The sequence below is a fragment of the Spiribacter onubensis genome (assembly GCF_040838425.1).
Lineage (GTDB): Bacteria > Pseudomonadota > Gammaproteobacteria > Nitrococcales > Nitrococcaceae > Spiribacter > Spiribacter onubensis.
Genome location: NZ_JBAKFI010000001.1, coordinates 553,013 through 573,609, shown reverse-complemented (window position 1 = coordinate 573,609; position 20,597 = coordinate 553,013). Strand labels below are relative to the sequence as shown.

18 protein-coding genes and 1 riboswitch are annotated in these 20,597 nt (G+C 67.6%); of the genes, 15 read left to right on the top strand and 3 right to left on the bottom strand.

All coding sequences use genetic code 11. From position 1 onward, the window contains the following. The first annotated feature begins 132 nt into the window (after positions 1-132). The 8 genes from ilvN to V6X63_RS02760 all read left to right on the top strand — a co-directional run bounded on the left by ilvN (position 133) and on the right by V6X63_RS02760 (position 6,828). On the top strand, positions 133-627 hold the full coding sequence (ilvN, locus tag V6X63_RS02795) for an acetolactate synthase small subunit (RefSeq protein ID WP_367967062.1): 495 nt from the start codon (positions 133-135) through the stop codon (positions 625-627). A gap of 20 nt (positions 628-647) precedes the next feature. After that, a complete protein-coding gene (ilvC, locus tag V6X63_RS02790) occupies positions 648-1,664 on the top strand; it encodes a ketol-acid reductoisomerase (RefSeq protein ID WP_367967061.1) in 1,017 nt (338 codons plus the stop codon). 66 nt (positions 1,665-1,730) lie between these two features. Next, positions 1,731-2,501 carry a CDP-diacylglycerol--serine O-phosphatidyltransferase gene (pssA, locus tag V6X63_RS02785; RefSeq protein ID WP_367967060.1) on the top strand — a complete coding sequence of 257 codons (771 nt, stop codon included), beginning with the start codon at positions 1,731-1,733 and terminating at the stop codon, positions 2,499-2,501. A 36-nt stretch (positions 2,502-2,537) separates the two neighbouring features. Beyond that, a complete protein-coding gene (locus tag V6X63_RS02780; protein ID WP_367967059.1) occupies positions 2,538-4,091 on the top strand; it encodes a 2-isopropylmalate synthase in 1,554 nt (517 codons plus the stop codon). Positions 4,092-4,107: 16 nt separating this feature from the next. Then, a complete protein-coding gene (locus V6X63_RS02775) occupies positions 4,108-4,860 on the top strand; it encodes a uracil-DNA glycosylase (RefSeq protein ID WP_367967058.1) in 753 nt (250 codons plus the stop codon). Continuing rightward, positions 4,857-5,348 (top strand): ribosomal protein S18-alanine N-acetyltransferase, encoded by a 492-nt coding sequence (gene rimI / locus V6X63_RS02770; RefSeq protein ID WP_367967057.1) that lies wholly within the window; start codon positions 4,857-4,859, stop codon positions 5,346-5,348. Before V6X63_RS02775 ends, rimI begins: the two co-directional genes overlap by 4 nt. Continuing rightward, on the top strand, positions 5,345-6,604 hold the full coding sequence (locus V6X63_RS02765; RefSeq protein WP_367978048.1) for an MFS transporter: 1,260 nt from the start codon (positions 5,345-5,347) through the stop codon (positions 6,602-6,604). Before rimI ends, V6X63_RS02765 begins: the two co-directional genes overlap by 4 nt. After that, a complete protein-coding gene (locus tag V6X63_RS02760; protein ID WP_367967055.1) occupies positions 6,601-6,828 on the top strand; it encodes a DUF2970 domain-containing protein in 228 nt (75 codons plus the stop codon). Before V6X63_RS02765 ends, V6X63_RS02760 begins: the two co-directional genes overlap by 4 nt. Here V6X63_RS02760 and V6X63_RS02755 read toward each other — a convergent pair. Beyond that, positions 6,800-8,191: a sodium:solute symporter family transporter gene (locus V6X63_RS02755; protein WP_367967054.1), complete on the bottom strand. Its 1,392-nt coding sequence runs from the start codon at positions 8,189-8,191 to the stop codon at positions 6,800-6,802. The genes V6X63_RS02760 and V6X63_RS02755 overlap by 29 nt on opposite strands. Next, a riboswitch (TPP riboswitch) is annotated at positions 8,181-8,281 on the bottom strand. (Overlaps the previous gene by 11 nt.) A 127-nt stretch (positions 8,282-8,408) precedes the next feature. Between V6X63_RS02755 and V6X63_RS02750 the strand changes: the two genes are divergently transcribed. Both V6X63_RS02750 and V6X63_RS02745 read left to right on the top strand, forming a co-directional pair. After that, the gene (locus V6X63_RS02750; protein ID WP_367967053.1) at positions 8,409-9,743 is read left to right on the top strand and encodes a DUF945 family protein; all 1,335 of its coding nucleotides are present in this window, start codon (positions 8,409-8,411) and stop codon (positions 9,741-9,743) included. A 15-nt stretch (positions 9,744-9,758) separates the two neighbouring features. After that, entirely contained in the window at positions 9,759-10,418 is a 660-nt protein-coding gene (locus V6X63_RS02745; RefSeq protein ID WP_367967052.1) for an energy-coupling factor ABC transporter permease, read from the top strand. Here V6X63_RS02745 and V6X63_RS02740 read toward each other — a convergent pair. Then, the gene (locus tag V6X63_RS02740) at positions 10,415-13,216 is read right to left on the bottom strand and encodes a valine--tRNA ligase (protein ID WP_367978047.1); all 2,802 of its coding nucleotides are present in this window, start codon (positions 13,214-13,216) and stop codon (positions 10,415-10,417) included. The genes V6X63_RS02745 and V6X63_RS02740 overlap by 4 nt on opposite strands. Positions 13,217-13,231: 15 nt before the next feature. Further along, the gene (locus tag V6X63_RS02735) at positions 13,232-13,651 is read right to left on the bottom strand and encodes a DNA polymerase III subunit chi (RefSeq protein WP_367978046.1); all 420 of its coding nucleotides are present in this window, start codon (positions 13,649-13,651) and stop codon (positions 13,232-13,234) included. 101 nt (positions 13,652-13,752) lie between these two features. Between V6X63_RS02735 and lptF the strand changes: the two genes are divergently transcribed. The 5 genes from lptF (at position 13,753) to V6X63_RS02710 (ending at position 20,597) form a co-directional block, all read left to right on the top strand. Continuing rightward, positions 13,753-14,835, top strand: a complete 1,083-nt coding sequence (gene lptF / locus V6X63_RS02730; protein ID WP_367978045.1) for an LPS export ABC transporter permease LptF — start codon at positions 13,753-13,755, stop codon at positions 14,833-14,835. Then, positions 14,832-15,890 (top strand): LPS export ABC transporter permease LptG, encoded by a 1,059-nt coding sequence (gene lptG / locus V6X63_RS02725; RefSeq protein WP_367978044.1) that lies wholly within the window; start codon positions 14,832-14,834, stop codon positions 15,888-15,890. Before lptF ends, lptG begins: the two co-directional genes overlap by 4 nt. A 41-nt stretch (positions 15,891-15,931) precedes the next feature. Next, positions 15,932-17,929 (top strand): sensor histidine kinase, encoded by a 1,998-nt coding sequence (locus V6X63_RS02720; RefSeq protein WP_367978043.1) that lies wholly within the window; start codon positions 15,932-15,934, stop codon positions 17,927-17,929. Then, complete coding sequence (locus tag V6X63_RS02715) at positions 17,926-18,711, top strand: response regulator transcription factor (RefSeq protein ID WP_367978042.1); 786 nt, start codon at positions 17,926-17,928, stop codon at positions 18,709-18,711. Before V6X63_RS02720 ends, V6X63_RS02715 begins: the two co-directional genes overlap by 4 nt. A 131-nt stretch (positions 18,712-18,842) precedes the next feature. Then, positions 18,843-20,597, top strand: a complete 1,755-nt coding sequence (locus tag V6X63_RS02710) for a ShlB/FhaC/HecB family hemolysin secretion/activation protein (protein ID WP_367978041.1) — start codon at positions 18,843-18,845, stop codon at positions 20,595-20,597.

Sequence of the window (20,597 nt, the reverse complement as noted above, 5' to 3'; positions counted from 1 at the left end):
GCCAGGCTGCACAGGTTATCCGACCGGGGGCGGAGCGCCCACCCCCGCGCTTGACGCCCAATAGCGGGCACCGTAACTTGAGCGGCTTTCATCGGACAAAAGTTGGGACCATCCGGCGCCGGTCACAGGGCTATGCGACATATCATCTCCATCCTTGTCGAGAACGAGTTCGGTGCGCTGGGGCGCATCGCCGGGCTTTTCACCGCCCGCGGCTACAACATCGACTCGCTGACCGTCGCGCCCACGGATGATCCCACCCTCTCGCGCATGACCCTGGTCACCCAGGGCGATGAGCGCATCGTCGAGCAGATCCTCAAGCAGCTCAACAAGCTGCTGGATGTGGTCAAGGTGATGGACATCACCGACTCGGCGCACATCGAGCGCGAGCTGATGCTGGTCAAGGTGCAGGCCACCTCCAGCGAGGCGCGGGAGGAGTTCAAGCGACTGGCGGATATCTTTGACGCCCGTGTCGTCGATGTCACCGACAAGACCTACACCATCGAGGTGATTGGCCGCGGCAGCAAGCTGGATGCATTCCTCGAGCTGCTCGAGCACAAGACCCCCATGGAAGTGGTGCGCTCCGGTGTCATCGGCATTGCGCGCGGCGACAAGCAAATGCGTGTCTGAATCCACACTCCGGGGGAGTCATGAAGGTCTACTACGATAAGGATGCCGATCTTTCCATCATTCAGGGCATGAAGGTGGCCATCCTTGGCTACGGCTCACAGGGGCATGCCCATGCCAATAATCTCAAGGAATCGGGTGTCCCCGTCGTGGTCGGTCTGCGTGCCGGCTCCGCGAGCGCGGCCAAGGCCGAGGCCGCGGGCCTCGAGGTCGCCGAGGTGGCCGACGCCGTGGCGGCGGCCGACCTGGTGATGATGACCCTGCCGGACGAGCACCAGGCGGCGGTCTACCGGCAGTACGTGGCGCCCAACCTGAAGACCGGCGGGACGATCGCCTTCGCCCACGGCTTCAACATTCACTACCAGCAGATCGAGCCGCGCGCGGACATGGACGTGATCATGATCGCGCCGAAGGGCCCGGGGCATCTGGTCCGCTCGACCTACGTCGAGGGTAACGGCGTGCCGAGCCTGATCGCGGTGCACCAGGACGCCAGCGGCCGCGCGCGTGATGTCGCCCTCGCCTATGCCTCCGCCAACGGCGGTGGCCGCTCGGGTGTCATCGAGACGAGCTTCCGCGAGGAGACCGAGACGGATCTGTTCGGCGAGCAGGCGGTGCTCTGCGGTGGCATCACCTCGCTGATCGAGGCCGGTTTCGAGACGCTGACCGAAGCCGGTTACGCGCCGGAAATGGCGTACTTCGAGGTCCTCCACGAGACCAAGCTCATCGTTGATCTGCTCTACCAGGGCGGCATCGCCAACATGCGCTACTCGATCTCCAACACCGCCGAGTACGGTGACTTCACCCGCGGCCCGCGGGTGATCAACGAGCAGTCGAAGCAGGCCATGCGCGAGCTGCTCGAGGAGATCCAGAACGGTGAGTTCGCCAAGGAATTCGTGCTCGAGAGCCAGGCCGGCGAGCCCCGTCTCAAGGCCATGCGCCGTCGCGCCGCGGAGCATCCCATCGAGGAAGTGGGCGAGAAGCTGCGCAGCATGATGCCGTGGATCCAGGCCAACCAGTTGGTGGACCGCAGCCGTAACTAGGGAGCGGACACCGCTGCCAACCGGCGGCCCCGGCATGTCGTCGGCGGCCGCCGCGTCGAGGTCGGCATGACCGAGCAACTCCCGGAGCCGCGTCGATCCCGGCGCGGCATCTATCTTCTGCCCAATCTGATCACCACGCTGGCCCTGTTCTTCGGGTTCTACGCGGTGGTGGCGGCGCAGTCCGGTGCCTACGAGGCGGCGGCCGTGGCCGTGTTTCTGGCCATGGTCATGGACGGGCTGGACGGGCGTGTCGCCCGCATCACCAACACCCAGAGCGATTTCGGCGTGCAGTACGACAGCATCGCCGACATGGTCTCGTTCGGCATCGCGCCGGCGCTGGTGGTCTATCTCTGGGCGCTTGAGGATCTTGGCGAGCTTGGCCCGGTCTGGGACAAGCTCGGCTGGCTGGGTGCGTTCATCTATACCGCCTGCGCGGGGCTGCGCCTCGCCCGGTTCAACACGCAGGTGGGCGTGGCGGACAAACGCTATTTCCAGGGGCTGCCGAGCCCGGCGGCGGCGGCTACGCTGGCGGGCCTGGTCTGGGCCGGTGACCGCCTTGATTTCGGCGGCTGGCCGGCGGGTATTCCGGCGCTGGTCATCACGGTGCTGGCGGGCGTGCTGATGGTCAGTAACGTCCGCTACGACAGCTTCAAGGAAATCGACTTCCGCTATCGCGTGCCCTTCGTGGTCATGGTCCTCGGGGTCATGGGCGTGGCGTTGATGTCGGTGCATCCACCCACCGTACTGTTCGCGCTGGCGCTCACCTACCTCGGCTCCGGTCCGGTGCTCACGGTGCTGCGGCGCCGGCGGCGTCGCAAACGCCGGCAGGCGGGTTAGAATGCCGCCAAGGGAACATCGCGAGGACCGGGAACGATGAGCGAAGCCGACCGCCTGATTATTTTTGACACCACGCTGCGCGACGGCGAGCAGTCGCCGGGCGCGTCCATGACGCGCGAGGAGAAGGTTCGCATCGCCCGGGCACTGGAGCGGCTGCGGGTGGATGTCATAGAGGCCGGATTTCCGGCGGCCAGCCAGGGCGATTTCGAATCCGTCCGGGCGGTGGCGGAGACCATCACCGACGCCCGCGTCTGTGGACTGGCTCGGGCCAACGACCAGGACATCGACCGTGCCGGTGAGGCCGTTGCGCCAGCGCCGGCGGGCCGGATCCATACCTTTATCGCCACCTCGCCGGTGCACATGGAGAAAAAGCTCCAGTTGACGCCCGATCAGGTGGTGGAGCGCGCGGTCGCCGCGGTGGGCCGGGCACGCAACCTCTGCGACGATGTCGAGTTCTCGCCCGAGGACGCCGGCCGGTCCGATCCGGAGTTCCTCTGTCGGATCATCGAGGCGGCCATCGAGGCCGGTGCGACGACGATCAACATCCCGGACACCGTGGGTTATAACCTGCCAACACAGTTCGCCGGCCTGATCCGTGGGCTGCGCGAGCGTGTACCGAATTCCGACCGCGCCGTATGGTCGGTGCACTGCCACAACGATCTCGGCCTGGCGGTGGCCAACTCCCTCGCCGCGGTGCGCGAGGGCGCCCGGCAGATCGAGTGCACCATCAACGGCCTGGGCGAGCGGGCCGGCAATGCCGCACTCGAGGAAGTGGTCATGGCGCTGCGCACCCGGCGCGATGATTTCCCCTGCGATACGCGCATCGAGACCCGTGAGATCGTGCCGACGTCGAAGCTCGTGGCCAATATCACCGGTTTTCAGGTGCAGCCCAACAAGGCCATCGTCGGGATCAACGCCTTCGCCCACGAGTCGGGCATTCACCAGGACGGCGTGCTCAAGCACCGCGAGACCTACGAGATCATGCGCGCGGAGGATGTCGGTTGGGGCACCAACCGCATGGTGCTCGGCAAGCACTCAGGGCGGAATGCCTTCCGCAGCCGCTGCGACGAACTGGGCATCCGCTTCGAGACGGCCGCACAACTCAACGAGGCCTTCCAGCGCTTCAAGGACCTCGCCGATAAGAAACACGAGATCTTCGATGAAGACCTCCAGGCGGTGGCGACTGAGGCGGTGGCGGCGCTGGAGGAGGATCAGGGCGTCACCCTGGTGGCCTTCCGCTGCTGCTCCGAGACCGGCGAGACGCCGGTGGCGGACGTCACCCTCAATGTCGATGGCGAGGAGCGGCAGAGCTCGGCAGCCGGTGACGGGCCGGTGGATGCGGCGTTCAAGGCCATTGATGGCATTCTCGGCGTGGAGGCCGAACTGCTGCTCTACTCGGTGAACAACATCACCACCGGCACGGATGCGCAGGGCGAAGTGACGGTGCGGCTCGAGCGGGGCGGCCGGGTGGTCAATGGCCAGGGGTCGGACACGGATATCGTGATCGCCTCCGCCAACGCCTATCTCAATGCGCTGAACCGCCTGCGTGCGCGGGGCCAGCGCACCCATCCGCAGACCGAGGGCGTCTGAGCGGCGGCCGGCTGTCATGGGCGTGCTCGATCCCCGTCGCCGCCGGCTGCTCGACGAGATGGGCATTCCCGTCTGGCGTCTGCGCGGGCGCTCGGACGGACCGCCCGAGATCCAACCCGAGGCCGAATCCGAGGCCGAAGCCGTGGCTGATGCGGTTGCCTCCGCGCCGCCGGCAGACCAGTCGGGCGGGGTGAGTGCACCCGCGATGGACTGGGCGGGCCTGCTGCAGGGCATCCGCGGGTGTGACCGCTGCCCCCTGCATGCGACCCGCCAACAGGCCGTCCCGGGTGTCGGTGACCCTGATGCGCGGGTGCTGATCATCGGCGAGGCCCCTGGCGCCGAGGAGGACCGCCGCGGCGAGCCATTCGTGGGCCGGGCCGGGAAGCTGCTGGATGCCATGCTCGCGGCCATCGGCCTGGACCGGCAACAGGGCGTGTACATCACCAACGTGGTCAAGTCGCGCCCGCCGCAGAACCGCGATCCCAATGCCGATGAGATCGCCGCCTGCCGGCCCTGGCTGGAGGCGCAGATCGCGCTCATCCGGCCGGCGGTGATCCTGGCCGTGGGCCGGGTTGCCGCGCAGTCGCTGACCGGCAGGACGGCCCGTATGGGCGAGTTGCGGGGGCGCTGGCATGCCTGTGGGGATCCAGCGACCCCGTTGCTCGCGACCTATCATCCCGCCTATCTGCTGCGCACGCCGTCCGCCAAGGCCAAGGCCTGGGAGGATCTGCTCAGGCTCAAGCGCCGCCTGCGCGAGGCGGCCGGATGACGGCCGCGCCGGCGGATTTCCTGCCGGTGATCCGGCCCATGCGCCCGCGCGATGTCGGCGCCGTCCATGAGGTGGAGTCGAGCGCCTATGACTATCCCTGGACACTGAATATTTTCCGCGACTGCCTGCGCATGGGCTATGAGTGCTGGGTCCAGTTGGCCACCGACCGCATCGTCGGTCATTTCATTCTGGCCATGGGTCCGGGGGAGGCCCATGTGCTCAACCTCGCGGTCCATCCCGGCTGGCACAATCATGGCCTGGGTCGGGCGCTGCTCGAGCGGGCCCTCGAGCGGGCCGAGCGACTTGGCGCCGAATCGGTGTTCCTCGAGGTTCGCCCGAGCAATTCGCCAGCGGTCCATCTGTACATGAGCAGCGGCTTCCGCCGGGTCGGTCGGCGACGCGATTACTATCCGTCGGAATGCGGGCGCGAGGATGCACTGGTCATGCGCCATGACCTGCGGGAGGTTGCGCCGGCGGGGCGGCGATGAGCGCGCCGCGCGGGCAGCGCCGGGTCGTCAGGGCCTGGGCGCTCTACGACTGGGCCAATTCGGGGTTCGCGACGGTGGTGCTGGCGGGGCTCTTCCCGATTGTCTTCCAGGACTACTGGAGTGCCGCGGCCGAGCCATCGGTGGCCAATCTGCGGCTAGGCTGGGCCAATGGGCTGGCCAGTCTGGTGATCGTGCTCATCGCGCCGCTGGCCGGCGCCATGGCCGACCGCACCGGACGACGCAAACGGGCGCTGCTCCTGTTCGCCTTCCCGGCGGCGGCGCTCACGGCGCTGTTCGCGCTGGTGCCGGCGGGCATGTGGTGGCTGGCGGCGGGCCTGTTCGTATTGGCCACGGTGGGCTTCATGGCCGCCAATCTCTTCTACGATTCGCTGCTGGTGGCGATTGCGCCGCGCCGGCGCTGGCATGCGGTGTCCGGCTTCGGGTTCGGGCTCGGCTACCTGGGTGGGGGGTTGCTCTATCTCGGCTGTGTGATCGCCGTGCTGCGGCCCGGTTGGTTCGGCCTGGCCTCGGCGCTGGACGCCGCGCTGGCCGCGTTCGTCGTCACCGGCCTGTGGTGGGCGGTATTCAGCCTGCCGCTGGCATTCCGTGTGCCGGAACCGGCGGGTACCGCGCCCCGGACGGCGGCCCTTCCGGGCGGGCTCCGACAGCTCCGATCGACGCTCAGCCATCTGCGCGCGCATCGTCCGGTGGGGATTTTCCTGCTCGCCTACTGGCTCTACATCGACGGCGTCGGCACCACCATCCGCATGGCGGTGGCCTACGGCCGGTCACTCGGCTTCGAGCAGAATGATCTGATCGTGGCGTTGCTGATCACCCAGTTCGTGGGCTTCCCGGCGGCCATCGCCATGGGGGCGCTGGGTGAGCGCATCGGCGCCCGGCGCGGTATCCTTCTCGGCCTCGGGCTGTACATCGGCATTGCCGTCTGGGGCGCTTTCATCCAGGCCCCCTGGGAGTTCTACACCATCGCGGCCCTGGTGGGGCTGGTGCAGGGTGGTGTGCAGGCGCTCAGCCGCTCGTTCTATGCCGGGCTGATCCCGCCGGAGCGGGCCGGCGAGTTCTTTGGTTTCTATAATCTACTGGGCAAGTTCGCGGCACTCATCGGCCCGCCGCTATTCGGCCTGCTCGGGGTGTGGTTTGGTGATGTGCGCTACTCAATGCTGGCGCTTATCGTATTGTTCATGGCCGGCGCGCTGCTGTTGATGCGTGTCGATACAGTCGAAGGGGAGAGACGATGACGGATACGGGTGAGCCGGAAGACGGGCAGCGGCGGCTGTCGGTCTGGCAGGTGATCAAGAGCACCGCGGCGGCGGCCTTCGGTGTGCAGACCGAAGACGCGCGGCGCCGCGATTTCACCCAGGGCAGCGCGGCGAGCTTCATCATCGCCGGGCTGCTGTTCACCGTGGCCTTTGTGGTGGGCCTGCTGGTGGTGGTCAACCTGGTACTGAGCCAGGCCGGCTGAGAGGCGCGAGGCGCGCCACCAGCCAGGTGACGGCGGCCGAGCCCAGCAACGCGCCGAGGAATGGCCCCAGTGTCGGGGTGGCGCCGGGGAAGCTGGCGGCGAGCAGACCGGCGGCGATCGAGCCACCGCTGAGGCTCCCCGGGATCACCGCGCCGACGAGCCCGGCAATTGCCCCGATAATGGCCGCCCTGGGCGGCACGCGATCGGACAACCCGCTCAGCAGCGGGACCACGGCGGTCGCGCAGAGCAGATCCGCGATCAGGAAGAGTCGCAGTACGGAGATGTCCTGCAGGGCAAGTGCGACCACCGGCAGCATGAGCAGGGCCGTGAGCCAGCGCGCGCCGCTCAGACCCATCCGGCCGGTCTCGGTCACGCCCAGCGAGACCAGCGCGTTCTGCAGCGTATCCACCGAGGAGGCCACCAGCGTGATCGCCAGAACCAGTGCCGGTAGCGTGAGCCAGCCGGGCGCATCGCCGAGGAGGGCGAAGAAGGGAATCGGCGGCGTTCCCAGATCGAGTCCGCGGACCGCGGCGAGGACCCCGGCACCGCCCAGTACCGCGACGACGACAATGGTGGCCGCGCCACCCAGCAGGGCACCGCGGCGCAGCGACTGATCGTCCCGGGCCGCCCAGACCCGCTGCCAATAGCCCTGATGGAAGAGATTGGCGGCGGTGACCGCAATGATCAGCGTCGCGGCCACCGACAGCCCGGTGCCCAGTCCCGGTGAGGGAAAGTGACCCGCCGAGGGCGTTGCGCCCGCCGGCGCCAGACCCAGTGCGCCGTAACTCACCACACCGATCAACGCGATCAGCAGCCAGGCCTGCCAGCGATCGGTGACGAGGCTGGCGCGCAGGCCGCCGATCGCCGTGTAGAGCAGGGTGGCCACCGCCACCGCGATGATCACGTACTGCCCATCGACGCCGGAGAGCAGGCTGGTGATGGCGCCAATGGCCGTCAGTTCCGCGGCCAGGAAGCAGAGCATGTAGAGCACGGACAGTGCGGCGACCCAGTGGCGGAACCCGCTCCCGAAGCGGCTCGCCGTGAACTCGGTCAGGCTGCGGCCGCTGGGCAGGCGCCGACGGATGGCCGGCCCCAGGAGGCCGAGGATGATGAAGGGCAGGGCCGAGCCGAGGGCGTAGCCGGCCACCGCGACCGGGCCCACGAAGGCGCCGACCTCAGGTGGTGCGAAGAGGATCCAGGCGCCCATCCCGGAGGCGAGGAAGGAGAGGCCCACGGTGGTGCCGCTCTGCGATCGTCGGGCGGTGAGATAGTCGTCGAGTCCGGCCGTATGCCGGGCGCGCAGTCCGAGGCCGATGAAAACAAGCAATGCGGCGGCAATCGCCGCCAGAGTCAGGGCAGGCATGTCGCACTTCCTCCGCCGGTATGATCCGGTTCAGGTTCCAGGGTCAGCGCGATGCGCACTCTCAGTCCGAAGACTCCCCTGGCGACGTGGGTTCAGATTGTTCAGCGGCAGTGAGTATGCCGGCCGGTATGCGCTGGTGCAAACAGGGCTGGCTGGGCAATCGCGCCCGCGCCGGGCATGATGCTCACCTGACTCAGGGTGCGTTCAGGGGTGTCTGATGACAAAGCAATGGCGCTGGGGGATTGTCGGTGCACTGATCCTGCTGGCGGGGATCGCCGCCGCGGTCCCGGTGTTCAATGGCTGGCAGGCCGAGCAGACCTGGCACAACCAGATCGATGAGCTGAATGCCCGGCTCGCGGCGGCGGGCGATGGCTCGGGTGCCCGGATCATCGAGTACGAGCGCGGGGCCTTCGCCGCCCGCACCCGTGCGCTTGTCGAGCTGTCGGCCGCCAACTTTTCCCCCGCCATGCGGGCCACCCTTGCGCTGCCGCCGGGCCCGGCCGAGCTGATGCTGACGCAGACGCTCCGGCATGGCTGGCGTGGGGTGTCGTTCGACGGCTATCTGCAACCGGTCGGCGCCCTCGCCGAGACCTTTGCCCGGCTCGGCGGCCACGAGCGCAGTGTGCGTATCGCCGGGCGTTTCGGCATGGGCCGGCAGTCGCTGACGGTGGAGAGCGAGTTGCTGGCCGGGGCGCTGGATCCCGCCGGCACACTGAGGCTGCGCAGCGAGCCGTTGCGCTTTGAGGCCGACTACCATGACCGGTCGGATCGGTTGACGACGCGACTGGTCTGGCCCGAGCTCTCACTGCAGGCCCCCGAAACCGATGGTGCCCTGCGCCTCGAGGGGGTGCTGATCACCACCGACGCCCGACTGCTCGCCGGCACGCCGACACAAGGGCTCTGGGTGGGTGAAAGCCAACTGGACCTGGGTCTGTTCAGCCTCGAGCCGGCGAGCGAACCCGGTCTGACCCTGCGGCAGTTCGCGTCCCGGGCGAGCACTCGGGAAGGTGAGGCCGGCCTCGTTGAAGCGGACTTCGACTTTGACTGGGCGTCACTGGCCATCGGCAGGTTGCCGCCGCTGCGCGGTGGGTTCGCGCTGGCAATCGAGCGGCTCGCGCCGGCCGGGCTGCTCGCGCTGTCGCAGCACACGCCAGGCGCTGATCCGCCGGCGACCTTCGATGCTCGCCAGCGGCGGGCACTGGCATTGCTCGCCGAGGCAGGTCCCCGCTTCGCATTGACCCGGTTGCGGCTGGAAAATCCGGCAGGCGCCGGTATGAGTGGGACCGCCGACCTGCGGATCCTGCCACTCATGGCCGATCGGCTGCGCATGGGCGAGAGCGGCATGGCACTGTGGTCCGCCGCGCGTCTGGACGCCGCCATGGGCATCGATGACGCGCTGGCCCGGGCGTTTCCGGCCGAGCAGGCAAGCTGGCTGCGGCAACTCCAGGCCTTCGGTGTTCTCCAACGGCAGGATGACCAATGGCGCCTGGAGGTATCGATGGACGAGGGGCGCCTCAGCGTTCATGGCCAGCCCTGGTGGCGTGGTGGCTAGCGGGCGGAGTCGACCATGAACCTGGCCGCGGACAGTCTGCCGGTATGGATGGCCTGGGGGCTGCTGGCGGTCTTTGGCCTGATCATCGGCCGTGCGGCGTGGCGCGCGCCCTGGCGCGCATTGCGCGCCAATGGGCTGGTGACGGTATTCATCGCGGCGACGGCACTGGCAGGGTTGCTCTGGAGCATGCAGGTCGGTGTGCGCGAAGGCCTCACGCTGCATCTGCTCGGCACGGCGAGCCTGGTGCTGGTGTTCGGGCCGGCGCTTGCCATGATGGCCGGCGCCGGCGCGCTGCTGATGACGATCATGGCCGGTCAGACCGATGTCCTGATGGCCGGTTACCAGGGGCTGCTACTGGCGGTGCTCCCGGTGTGGGTGGCCGACGGGTCGCACCGGCTGCTGCGCCGCCTGTTACCACCCAACCCGTTCATTTTCTTCCTCGGTAGCGGGTTTGTTGGCGGCATGCTGGCCCTGGCCGCGCCCATCCTCGTCTCCGCCGTGCTCATCGCCTTCCTGGGGCTGCAACCCGGCTGGGCCATCCAGCGCGACTATCTCGCCCTGCTGCCGCTGGTGCTATTCCCCGAGGGCTTTATCAACGGCGGGGTGATGACGGCGCTCGCCGTCTATCAGCCCGACTGGGTTCGAAGCTTCGACGACGAGACCTATCTGCGCTAGAGCCGCTCGATGCGGGCCATCTGCCCGTCGATGCGCTCCAGCGCCGAGCGCCCCTCGGCCAGCTTGTCGCGCTCGCGCTGGACGACATCGGCCGGGGCCCGGCTGACGAAGGCCTCGTTGGCGAGCTTGCCCTCGGTGCGCGCGAGATCGTCGGCGAGGCGCCGGCGCTCCTTGTCGAGCCGCGCGAGCTCGGCGGCCTTGTCAATGAGGCCGGCCATGGGGACGCGCACTTCCAGCTCGTCGACCAGTGCCAGGGCCGACTCCGGCGCCTCCTCGCCGGCCTCCAGCACGGTGACCGACTCGAGCCGGGCGAGGAAGTCGAGCTCGGCGCGATGGCGTTGCAGGCGCTGCCGGTCGAGGTCGGCGGCATTCTGCAGCAGCACCGGCAGCGGCTTGCCCGGGGCGATGTCCATCTCCCCGCGGATGCGCCGGATGCCGAGGATGAAGCGCTGCATCCATTCGATCTCCGCCTCCGCGGCGGGATCCTCGCGGCCGGCCTCCGCCACCGGGAAGGGCCGGGTCATGACCGTGTCTCCATCAACGCCGGCGAGCGGCGCCACGCGCTGCCAGATCTCCTCGGTGATGAACGGCATGATCGGGTGCGCCAGCCGCAGCAGCGCCTCGAGGACCCGGACCAGCGTCTGGCGCGTGCCCCGCGCGCGGGCCGGATCGGCATCGCCCTGCAGCGTCGGCTTGCTGAGCTCGAGATACCAGTCGCAGTACTCATCCCAGGTGAACTCGTAGATCGCCTGCGCGGCCTGGTCCATGCGATAGCCTTCGATGGCCTCGGCGACCGCACGCTCGGTGCGCTGCAGCCGTGAGATGATCCAGCGCTCGGCGGTGCCGAGCTCGATCCCGCCGTCGCCACTGCCGCAGTCCTCGCCCTCGGTGTTCATCAGCACGTAGCGCGCCGCGTTCCAGAGCTTGTTGCAGAAGTTGCGATAGCCATCGACGCGGCCCATATCGAACACCACGTCGCGGCCGGTGGTGGCGAGGCTCGCGAAGGTGAACCGCAGGGCATCGGTGCCGTGCGCGGCGATGCCTTCGGGGAATGCCCTGCGGGTCTGCTTTTCGATGGCGGGCGCGCGCTGGGGCTGCATGAGCCCGGTGGTGCGCTTGGCCACCAGCGACTCGAGATCGATGCCATCGACGATATCGATGGGGTCGAGGACGTTGCCCTTCGACTTCGACATCTTCGCCCCTTCGGAATCCCGCACCAGGCCGTGGATGTAGACCTCGCGGAACGGCACGTCACCGCGGAACTTCAAGCCCATCATGATCATCCGGGCGACCCAGAAGAAGATGATGTCAAAGCCGGTGACCAGCACGCTGGTGGGGTAGAAGGTGGCGAGCTCCGGGGTCTCCTCCGGCCAGCCCAGCGTGGAGAAGGGCCACAGCGCCGAGGAGAACCAGGTGTCGAGCACGTCCTCGTCCTGGGTGAGTGCGGTGGTCTCGTCCAGCCCATTGCGGCGGCGCACATCGGCCTCGTCATGGCCGACGTAGACCCCGCCCTGCCCGTCGTACCAGGCGGGAATGCGATGGCCCCACCAGAGCTGGCGGCTGATGCACCAGTCCTGGATGTCCTCCAGCCAGTTGTAATAGGTCTTGGTCCAGTTATCGGGGACAAAGCGGATGTCGCCCTGGCGCACGGCCTGGATGGCCGGGCGGGTGATCTCCGCCCAGCCGCCGGGACGGCCGTCTTCCTGCACCTCCCGGGTGAGGTCAACGAACCACTGATGGGTGAGATAGGGCTCGACCACGACACCGGTGCGGTCGCAGCGCGGGACCATCAGTTTGTGGGGCTCGATGCCCTCGAGCAGGCCGGCGGCCTCGAAATCCGCCACGATGCGCTCGCGCGCCTCGTAGCGATCGAGGCCCTGATAGGCGGCAGGGGCGTTGTCGTTGACCCGGGCCTCCTCGGTGAAGATGTTGATCGGCGTGCAGCCGTGACGCTGGCCGACCTCATAGTCGTTGAAGTCGTGGGCCGGCGTGATCTTCAGGCACCCGGTGCCGAATGCCGGATCGACGTACTCGTCGGCGACGATGGGGATCTCCCGGCCGACCAGCGGCAGCTTCACATGGCGGCCCACCAGATGGCGGTAGCGCTCGTCCTCCGGATTCACCGCCACGGCCGTGTCGCCGAGCATGGTCTCCGGCCGCGTCGTTGCCACCACAAGGACCTCATCGCCGTCGGCGAGGGGATAGCGCAGCTTCCAGATCGAGCCCTGTTCCTCGCTGGATTCCACCTCCAGGTCCGAGACGGCGGTCTGCAGCACCGGATCCCAGTTGACCAGTCGCTGGCCGCGATAGATCAGGCCCTCGTCGTGCAGGCGCACGAAGACTTCGCGGACCGCGGCGGAGAGGCCCTCGTCCATGGTGAAGCGCTCGCGCGACCAGTCCACTGAGGTGCCGAGCCGGCGCATCTGGTTCTGGATGGTGCCGCCGGAGTGGGCCTTCCACTCCCAGATTTTCTCGACAAAGGCGGCGCGTCCGAGCGCATGGCGGTCGGTCCCCTCGGCATTGAGCTGCCGCTCCACGACCATCTGCGTGGCGATGCCGGCGTGATCGGTGCCGGGCTGCCAGAGCGTGTTGTCACCCCGCATGCGATGGTAGCGGACCAGGATGTCCATCAGCGTGTCCTGGAAGGCGTGTCCCATATGCAGGGTGCCGGTGACATTGGGCGGCGGGATCATGATGCAGTAGGGGTTGCCCACGCCAGCGGGGCGGAAATGGCCGTTGCGCTCCCAGGTGGCATACCAGTGGGGTTCGATGCTGGCGGGATTGTAGGTCTTGTCCATCGCGGGCAGTGGCTCCTAGTGATCGATGCGGTGGGTGCGGGGTTCCGCGCCCCCTTGCTGATAGTCGCGGTAGCGCGTACGCCCGGCCCTGCGGGTGGTGGCGTCGGCGCTGATGATCTCGGCGATGCGGCTGCGCCCGGTCCAGTCCTCGGGGAGGGAATCGGCCAGATTGATGATCAGCGCGCCGGGGGCGGGGTCGGCGCTGATGACGATGGGGTTGTCGCCATCCAGCGCCTCGCGCCCGTGCGGGATGAAGCTCGCCTCCTCAAAGGTCCACAGCGCCGCGTCGATGCGCTCGCTCATGGCCTCGTCGGCGGTGCGGATATGCACATCCAGCCCCTCGCGCCAGGCGCGCGCCGCCAGACGGCAGCAGAAGTGCTCCCGTGGGTCATGGCCTTCGGCGGCCAGGATGTAGAAATCGATGCGCGGCATCATCGGCTCCGGCGCTGTACCATGACGATCCGAGGATCGGCTGGCATGGGAACGATCGCATTGCACAAACGGGGGAAGGTTACCGCAGCCGCCGGGGCGCTGTCGTGGGGCTGAGCCGGCTGACGCGCTATCTGCTGCGCGAGGTGCTGCTCGCCTGGCTGGCGGTGACGGTGGTGCTGGTGGTGGTGCTGCTGACCAATCGTCTGGTGCAGTTCATGGCCGACGCCGCGAGTGGCGACATCCCGGCCAATGTCATCTTCACGCTGCTCGGACTCAAGGCCGCCGCCAACCTGGGGGTGGTCCTGCCGGGGAGTTTCTTCCTCGGTGTGGTGCTCGCGCTGGGCCGGCTCTACCGCGACGCCGAGATGACTGCCATGGCCGGGTGCGGGATCGGCCCGGGCCGCATATTCCGAGGGATATTCGCCCTGGCGGTACCGCTCAGCCTGCTCGTGGCGCTGCTGACGATGTCGCTGGGGCCCGCCGCCGAGCGCGAGGCCGATCGCGTGCTCGCCAATGCCCAGCAGCAGGCGCGGTTTGCCGGCGTGCAGCCCGGCCGCTTCATCGAGCTCGGTGATGGCACCACCGTCTACGTCGCGCGCGTGAGCGATGACGGCGAACTCCAGGGGATTTTCGCCGAGCGGACTCTGCCGGACGGACGCCAGATCTGGGTGGCGGAACGGGGGCGGCGCGCCATGGATGCCATGGGCTCGGGAGAGTTTCTGGTGCTGGAAGACGGCTGGCGCTATGAGGGCGAGCCGGGCCAGGCCGCCTGGCGTTTGATGCGGTATGCGGAGCATGGCGTGCGCATCGCCGAGCCGGCGCCCGTGGAACCCGGGGCCGGGCTTGACGCGCAGTCACCCGGGCAGTTGCTGGCCGATGGCGGTGATGGCGCCATCGCCGAGCTGCAACTCCGGCTCTCCCTGCCGCTGATGGTCCTGGTGCTGGCCCTGGGCAGCCTGCCGCTGGCCAGTACCGATCCGCGCAGCGGCCGCTACGGCCGGGTGGTCGTGGCGGTGCTGCTGTTCATGATCTATTTCAACCTGCTCTACACCGCGGCTGACTGGGTGGGAAGCGGCGTGCTGCCCGCCTGGGTGGGGGTGGGCTGGGTTCACGCGCTGGCGCTGCTGGCCGCCCTGACGGGGCTGTGGGCGCGACTCGGCGTGCGCTGGCGGAGGCGGGCGGTGTGAGGCGCCTGGATCGCTACATCGCGAAGACCGTTTTCGGTGGGGCACTCGCCGGGCTCTTCGTGATCGTCTCGCTGAGCTTCGTCTTCGAGTTCATCGACGAGGCCGATGACATCGGCCGCGGCGGCTACGACCTTGCCTCGGCGATGCTGGTGGTGGCGCTGTCGATGGTGCAACGCGCCTACGAGGCCTTCCCCATGGCGACGCTGATCGGTGCCCTGGTCAGCCTCGGTGCGCTCGCCGCCCGCAGTGAGCTCACCGTGATGCGGGCCGTGGGCATGTCCGTCGGGCAGATCGCCCGCGCGGTGGTGGCCGCCGGCGTGCTGCTGGCCCTGCTGGCAGCAGCGCTGGGGGAGTGGGTGGCACCGCCGGCCAATCAGCTCGCCCAGGCCGTCCGGGCCGAGGCGGCCGGCGGCGGCGTGGGTGCGGTCGGGGGCGGCTTCTGGGCGCGGGATGGCGACTACCGGCTGCGGGTCGAGCAGGTCGTGCGGCCGGATCTGCTGGCCGGCGTGCGCGCCTATGAGCTGCGGGATAATCGGCTGCAGCGCATCATTGATGCCCCCCGGGCGCGTTTCGAGCAGGGGCGCTGGCGCCTGTCCGATGCCTCGGTGACGGCGCTCGGCGGCGAGTCGGTGGTCGTCTCATCCGGGCAGTCGCTGGCCATTGGCGGTGAGCTGCAGCCGGCCACCCTGGAGGTGGTCGTCCAGGCGCCGGAGACGCTGTCGGGGCGTGAGCTGCGTCGCTATATCGGCTATCTGGAAGGTAACGATCTGGACAGCGGCCGTTATCGGCTGGCGCTGTGGGTGAAGCTGGCCACGCCGCTCGCCACCATCGTGATGCTGTTGCTGACGGTGCCGCTGGTGTTCGGCTCGCAACGCGGCGCCGGGGTCGGCCAGCAGATCTTCCTCGGCGTGCTCATCGGCCTCGCGTTTTTCCTGCTCAACCGGTTCCTCGGCAATGCCGGACTGGTCTATGGGCTGCCGCCATCGTTCAGTGCGCTCGCGCCGACGCTGGTCTTTTTCGTGATCGCGCTGGCATTGCTGAGGCGGGTCCGGTGATCGGGGGCTCGACCCGGCGACGGCTTCCGGATCGCCTCTGCATGCCGCGGATGCTGCTGGCGTCGGTCCTGCTGCTGGTCGTCAGCTTCGGGGTCATGCATGCGGCTGCCGCGCCGCTGGAGCCCGCGGATACGCGGCGCGAGGTCTCCGGTGACTGGCACTTTCTCGATGATCCGAATGGTGAGCTGACGATCAGGGATGCGGCGCTCGCCTGGCGCACCGGCCGTTTCGAGGCGCGCGACGGATCAATCAACCGGGGTTACACGGATTCAGCGAGCTGGGTCGCGTTCGAGCTTGCCCCGGTGCCTGCCGATGCCCCGAGGCAGTACCTGCTCATCGAACCGGTCTACCTCGACAGGGTCGATCTCTACATCGCACCCGTGGTCGACGGTTCGCCTCCGGACGGGCAGGCATTCCAGGCCTATCGCTATGGTGACGCGAGACCTCTGGATGAGCGGCTCCTGCCGCAGACACGCATCGTGCATCCGCTGACGCAGGATCTGGACAGGACCCGACAGGTGTTCATCCGGGTCGAGACTCGCTCCACGCACACGGTTGACGTTGCCCTGGTGACCGAGGCGGCCCTTCAGGGGGCGCTTCAGTGGAGCGTCCTCCTACATGGTGGTTTTGTGGCCATTGCGCTCGCCCTCGCGCTGATCAACGTGCTCCTGGCGATCCGGCTCCGCCAGGGGCCGCTGGCGATCTACGGCGCCTACCTGCTGGCGCTCGCGATCGGCTATGCCGGCATCGAGGGCATCGGTAATCTGGTCTTTCCCCATTCCATTCACCGGCTGAACGACTGGTTTGTCTCGATCGGCACCGGTGGGAGTTTCGCCCTCGTGGCCTGGCTGGTAATGGCACTTTTCGATACGTCGAGACGCCATCGCTGGGCCCATTACTATCTCATCATCGTGGCGTTGGCCGGTCTCGGCGCCCTCGTGACCACCGGCGGCCCGCTTTACTCGCAGTCGGCGGAACTGCTTTTCGCGGTGAGCCTGCCGCTGGTGTTCGTGGCCATGTATCTGGCCTGGGCCAGCTACCGGGCCGGCGAACCGGCGGGGCGGATATTCCTGCTCGCGTTCTGTGTGTCGACCGTCGGCGCAACCGCGCCGTTTCTGCGCATTCTCGGGATTCTGCCGAGTAACCCGTTCACGCTGCATGCGCTGCAGGTCAGTTCATTCTTCCACATGATCCTGATGACCATGGGTCTGTCCGAGCGGGTGCTGGATGCCGAGGAGCGGGCGAAGAGAGCGCTGCAGGGTGCGGAACAGCGCGCCGTATCACTGGCCGGCAAGATGACGCAGCGGCTGGAGGCGAGTAACGAGGCGCTCACTCAGACACTCGAGCGTGAGCGTCAGCTGCGGCTCGATCAGCAGCGTTTCATCGAGTCGCTCAGCCACGACTATCGAACGCCGCTGGCGGTGCTGAACACCAACCTCGACATCATCAGGTCGGAAGGCGGTGTCGGGTCGGGCCGTCTGGCGGTCATGGGGCAGGCGATCCGACGGCTTCGAAGTCTGTTCGACGATGCGCTGCGCAGTCGGCGCTTCGGCTGGGTGCCCGATGACGAGAACCGGCGAGTCGATGTTGGCGAGATGCTCGAGCTGATGGTCGATGAGTTCCGTGTCCTGCATCCGGAATGTCCGCTCTCCCTCGAGACATCCAAGGCATCGATCGAGGCGCTGGGCAATGACCGGTTGCTTCGGGTCGTGCTCTTCAACCTGCTGGATAATGCGCGCAAGTACCGAGTCCGCGCCCCGGATGACCGCGGCATCGAGGTCTGCTGTCATATGAGCGATCATTCCGTGTCGATCGCGATACGCAACGCCGTTGAGAAAAAATCCGATGCGCCAGCGGATGCCCTGATGGCCCCCTTCGTGCGCGGGGGCTCGGAGGGCGATGAGTCCGGTACGGGGATGGGGCTTTTCCTGGTGCGTTCGGCGGTGGAGCAGATGAACGGTCGGATATGGCTTGTGGACGGTGATCCCTCGGTTTTCGAGGTGTTGATCGAGCTGTCAGGGGGAGCGCCCATCAAATGAACGACCCGCGCCTACGGGATGATTTCGAGCCTGCCCCGGTTCTGCTGGTGGAGGATGATGAAGACCTGGGAGCCGCCCTGGTGGAGTTGCTCGAGCTGAGCGGCTTCCGGGTCGCCTGGGCACGCTCCGGCCTCGAATGTTACGCGAGGCTGCAGTCGGGGCCGGATTTCCACGTGGCTGTCGTCGATGTGGGCCTGCCCGACCAATCCGGCCTTGTGCTCGCCGAATACATCCGCAGTAACACGGCAGCCGGCGTCATCATCCTGACCGCGAGTGACCGCATTGACCTGACCGCTCAGAGTTACGAGCTGGGCGTTGATCTTTTCATCGCCAAGCCAGTGGACAATGAGGTTCTGATCGCGGCCATCCGCTCGTTGAATCGCCGTTATTTCCAGCGCCACGGCGATCCCGTCACCGGCGCCATTCCCCCGCGGATTCCATCCACGGCGACCCGGCCCCCGGCCGGCGAGGCGGGCTCGGGCTGGACACTCAATGCCCGTCGGCGCCTCCTGGTCTCCCCCGAACGGGCCGAGATCCCGCTGACCGCCCAGGAACTTGCCTTATTGCGGTTGTTCGCCGATGCGGGGGACGAGACCCTGCCCCGCGCCATACCGTTGCAGCACCTCTATGGGCGAGAGGATGAATCGGCCGGCAGAGCGCTTGATGCGCTGATCAGTCGCCTGCGACGGAAAATCGCGGAGGCACGCGATGGTGACAACCCACTGCTCACGGAGCATGGGGCCGGGCACCGGTTTGCCGATCCGCTGCAGTTCCGTGATTGACGGGCGTCAGTGCCCGGCGCGGTCCTGGTCTGTCACATACCGTCATAATCCGTGCGTTCTGTTTGTTGCCGATCTGATGGCCGCCACCTAGCGTTGTTCCCGTAAAAAGGAATTTCGATGGAGTCCGTTTGATGGCGCGCATCCATGCGCAGTCCCTGGCTGCTCTCGCCACGCTGGTTCTTCTGTCCGGGGATGCATTCGCCCAGGAAGTGCCGGATGCCGGTTCTCTCCTGCGCCAGGAAGAGGAGAGCCGGCAGCCGGAGCCTGATGCGCTGCAGCGCTTCGAGGCCGAGCGGCCGCTCCCCGAGCTCACTGGCATCGGTGACGCGACGGTTGTGGTCAGGCAGGTGGAATTCACCGGGGCCACCGAACTCGTTGGCGAGGCGGGTCTGCAGGCGGTCGTCTCAGAGGCGCTGGGCCGCCGGCTCGACTTTAACGGGCTCCAGGCGCTGGCTGAACGGGTCACCCGGCACCTGAAGGCCGAGGGGTGGATTCTGGCGCGTGCCTACCTCCCCGAGCAGGATGTCACCAACGGCATCATCACCATTGGCATCATTCCGGGGCGTCTGGATACCGAGGGGCGCGCTTTCCGCATCGAGGCGGTGGGCGAGCGCGCGCTGCGCATCGATCCGCTGCGCCTTGGCCGGATGCTGACCGAACTGGTGCCCGAAGGCGAGCCGGTTCGCGCCGACGATATCAACCGAGCGGTCCTGCTCATCAATGATCTACCGGGGATTGGCGCGGCCGCACGATTCGAGCCCGGCGAGTCGCCCGGTAGCAGTCACGTGCTGCTCAGCGTCGAGGAAGGGCCGCTGTGGGCTGGCGATGGCAGCCTGACCAATACCGGCAACCGCAGCACTGGGCGGACACGCAGCACGGTTCAGGCAAGGCTCAACGACCCGGGCGGCCGTGGTGAGCAGTTCCAGTTCGGCGCGACCCGGACCAAGGGGCTCGATTACCTCAATTTCGGGTATTCCCAGCCGCTCGGCCACAACGGGCTTGTCGGTTCGCTCGAGTATGCACGGCTGCACTATGACATCGTCTCGGGGGAGGGCAGCGACAGCGATATCAGCGGTAAAGCCGCCGCCTACCGCGCCAGTGTCGAATATCCCCTGCTGCGGTCACGGCGGACGAACCTCTGGCTGGGGTTTGACCTCGAGCGTGAAAACCTCAAGGACACGGTCGAATCCGAAACCATCAGCGATCGACATGTTGACGTGGCCTCACTGCCGCTGACCTTCGTCCGTTCGGATGCATGGCGCGGCGGTGGGCGCAATACCGTGCGGCTCACGCCCGTCTACGGCGATCTCGACCTCTCGGGCTTCCCACGGCAGGCCGCCGATGATGCCGCCAGCTTCGAGCGTGCGGGCCACTTCGGGCGGGTGGCCTACGAACTGAACCGGCTCCAGGCCCTTGGCGACACACGCCTGTCACTGTTCGCGCAATGGCGCGGACAATGGGCGAGCAAGAACCTCGACTCGTCGCAGCGATTCCAGCCCGCGGGCCCGCGCGGCGTGCGTGCCTACCCCGGCGGCGAGGCGTCATCCGACGAGGGTAATCTGCTGCGTGCCGAACTGCGTTATGCCCTGCCGGTGAACGCGCTCCGCTACGGCAGCGGCCTGTTCGGCGTCTTCTACGACGTGGCCTGGGTGCGCCGCAACAAGGATCTCAGGGGCGAGGATATTGATTCGGCCACCGGCAGGAACCGCTACCGCATCGAGGGCGCCGGCGTCCGATTCGTCTATCAGTTACCCGAGCGACTTTCCCTGAGTGTCACCTGGGCCCACGCCATCGGCGATAACCCCGGTCGCAGCGTCGACGGAACCAACAGTGACGGCCTGGCCGATGATCATCAGGTCTGGCTGGAGGCCACCCTGCAGTTATGA

What these genes read in the sequence shown, in the direction of transcription:
- ilvN (WP_367967062.1), top strand. Translation starts at nt 133, where the DNA reads ATGCGACATATCATCTCCATCCTTGTCGAGAACGAGTTCGGTGCGCTG.
- ilvC (WP_367967061.1), top strand. Translation starts at nt 648, where the DNA reads ATGAAGGTCTACTACGATAAGGATGCCGATCTTTCCATCATTCAGGGC.
- pssA (WP_367967060.1), top strand. Translation starts at nt 1,731, where the DNA reads ATGACCGAGCAACTCCCGGAGCCGCGTCGATCCCGGCGCGGCATCTAT.
- V6X63_RS02780 (WP_367967059.1), top strand. Translation starts at nt 2,538, where the DNA reads ATGAGCGAAGCCGACCGCCTGATTATTTTTGACACCACGCTGCGCGAC.
- V6X63_RS02775 (WP_367967058.1), top strand. Translation starts at nt 4,108, where the DNA reads ATGGGCGTGCTCGATCCCCGTCGCCGCCGGCTGCTCGACGAGATGGGC.
- rimI (WP_367967057.1), top strand. Translation starts at nt 4,857, where the DNA reads ATGACGGCCGCGCCGGCGGATTTCCTGCCGGTGATCCGGCCCATGCGC.
- V6X63_RS02765 (WP_367978048.1), top strand. Translation starts at nt 5,345, where the DNA reads ATGAGCGCGCCGCGCGGGCAGCGCCGGGTCGTCAGGGCCTGGGCGCTC.
- V6X63_RS02760 (WP_367967055.1), top strand. Translation starts at nt 6,601, where the DNA reads ATGACGGATACGGGTGAGCCGGAAGACGGGCAGCGGCGGCTGTCGGTC.
- V6X63_RS02755 (WP_367967054.1), bottom strand. Translation starts at nt 8,191, where the DNA reads ATGCCTGCCCTGACTCTGGCGGCGATTGCCGCCGCATTGCTTGTTTTC.
- V6X63_RS02750 (WP_367967053.1), top strand. Translation starts at nt 8,409, where the DNA reads ATGACAAAGCAATGGCGCTGGGGGATTGTCGGTGCACTGATCCTGCTG.
- V6X63_RS02745 (WP_367967052.1), top strand. Translation starts at nt 9,759, where the DNA reads ATGAACCTGGCCGCGGACAGTCTGCCGGTATGGATGGCCTGGGGGCTG.
- V6X63_RS02740 (WP_367978047.1), bottom strand. Translation starts at nt 13,216, where the DNA reads ATGGACAAGACCTACAATCCCGCCAGCATCGAACCCCACTGGTATGCC.
- V6X63_RS02735 (WP_367978046.1), bottom strand. Translation starts at nt 13,651, where the DNA reads ATGATGCCGCGCATCGATTTCTACATCCTGGCCGCCGAAGGCCATGAC.
- V6X63_RS02720 (WP_367978043.1), top strand. Translation starts at nt 15,932, where the DNA reads ATGCCGCGGATGCTGCTGGCGTCGGTCCTGCTGCTGGTCGTCAGCTTC.
- V6X63_RS02715 (WP_367978042.1), top strand. Translation starts at nt 17,926, where the DNA reads ATGAACGACCCGCGCCTACGGGATGATTTCGAGCCTGCCCCGGTTCTG.
- V6X63_RS02710 (WP_367978041.1), top strand. Translation starts at nt 18,843, where the DNA reads ATGGCGCGCATCCATGCGCAGTCCCTGGCTGCTCTCGCCACGCTGGTT.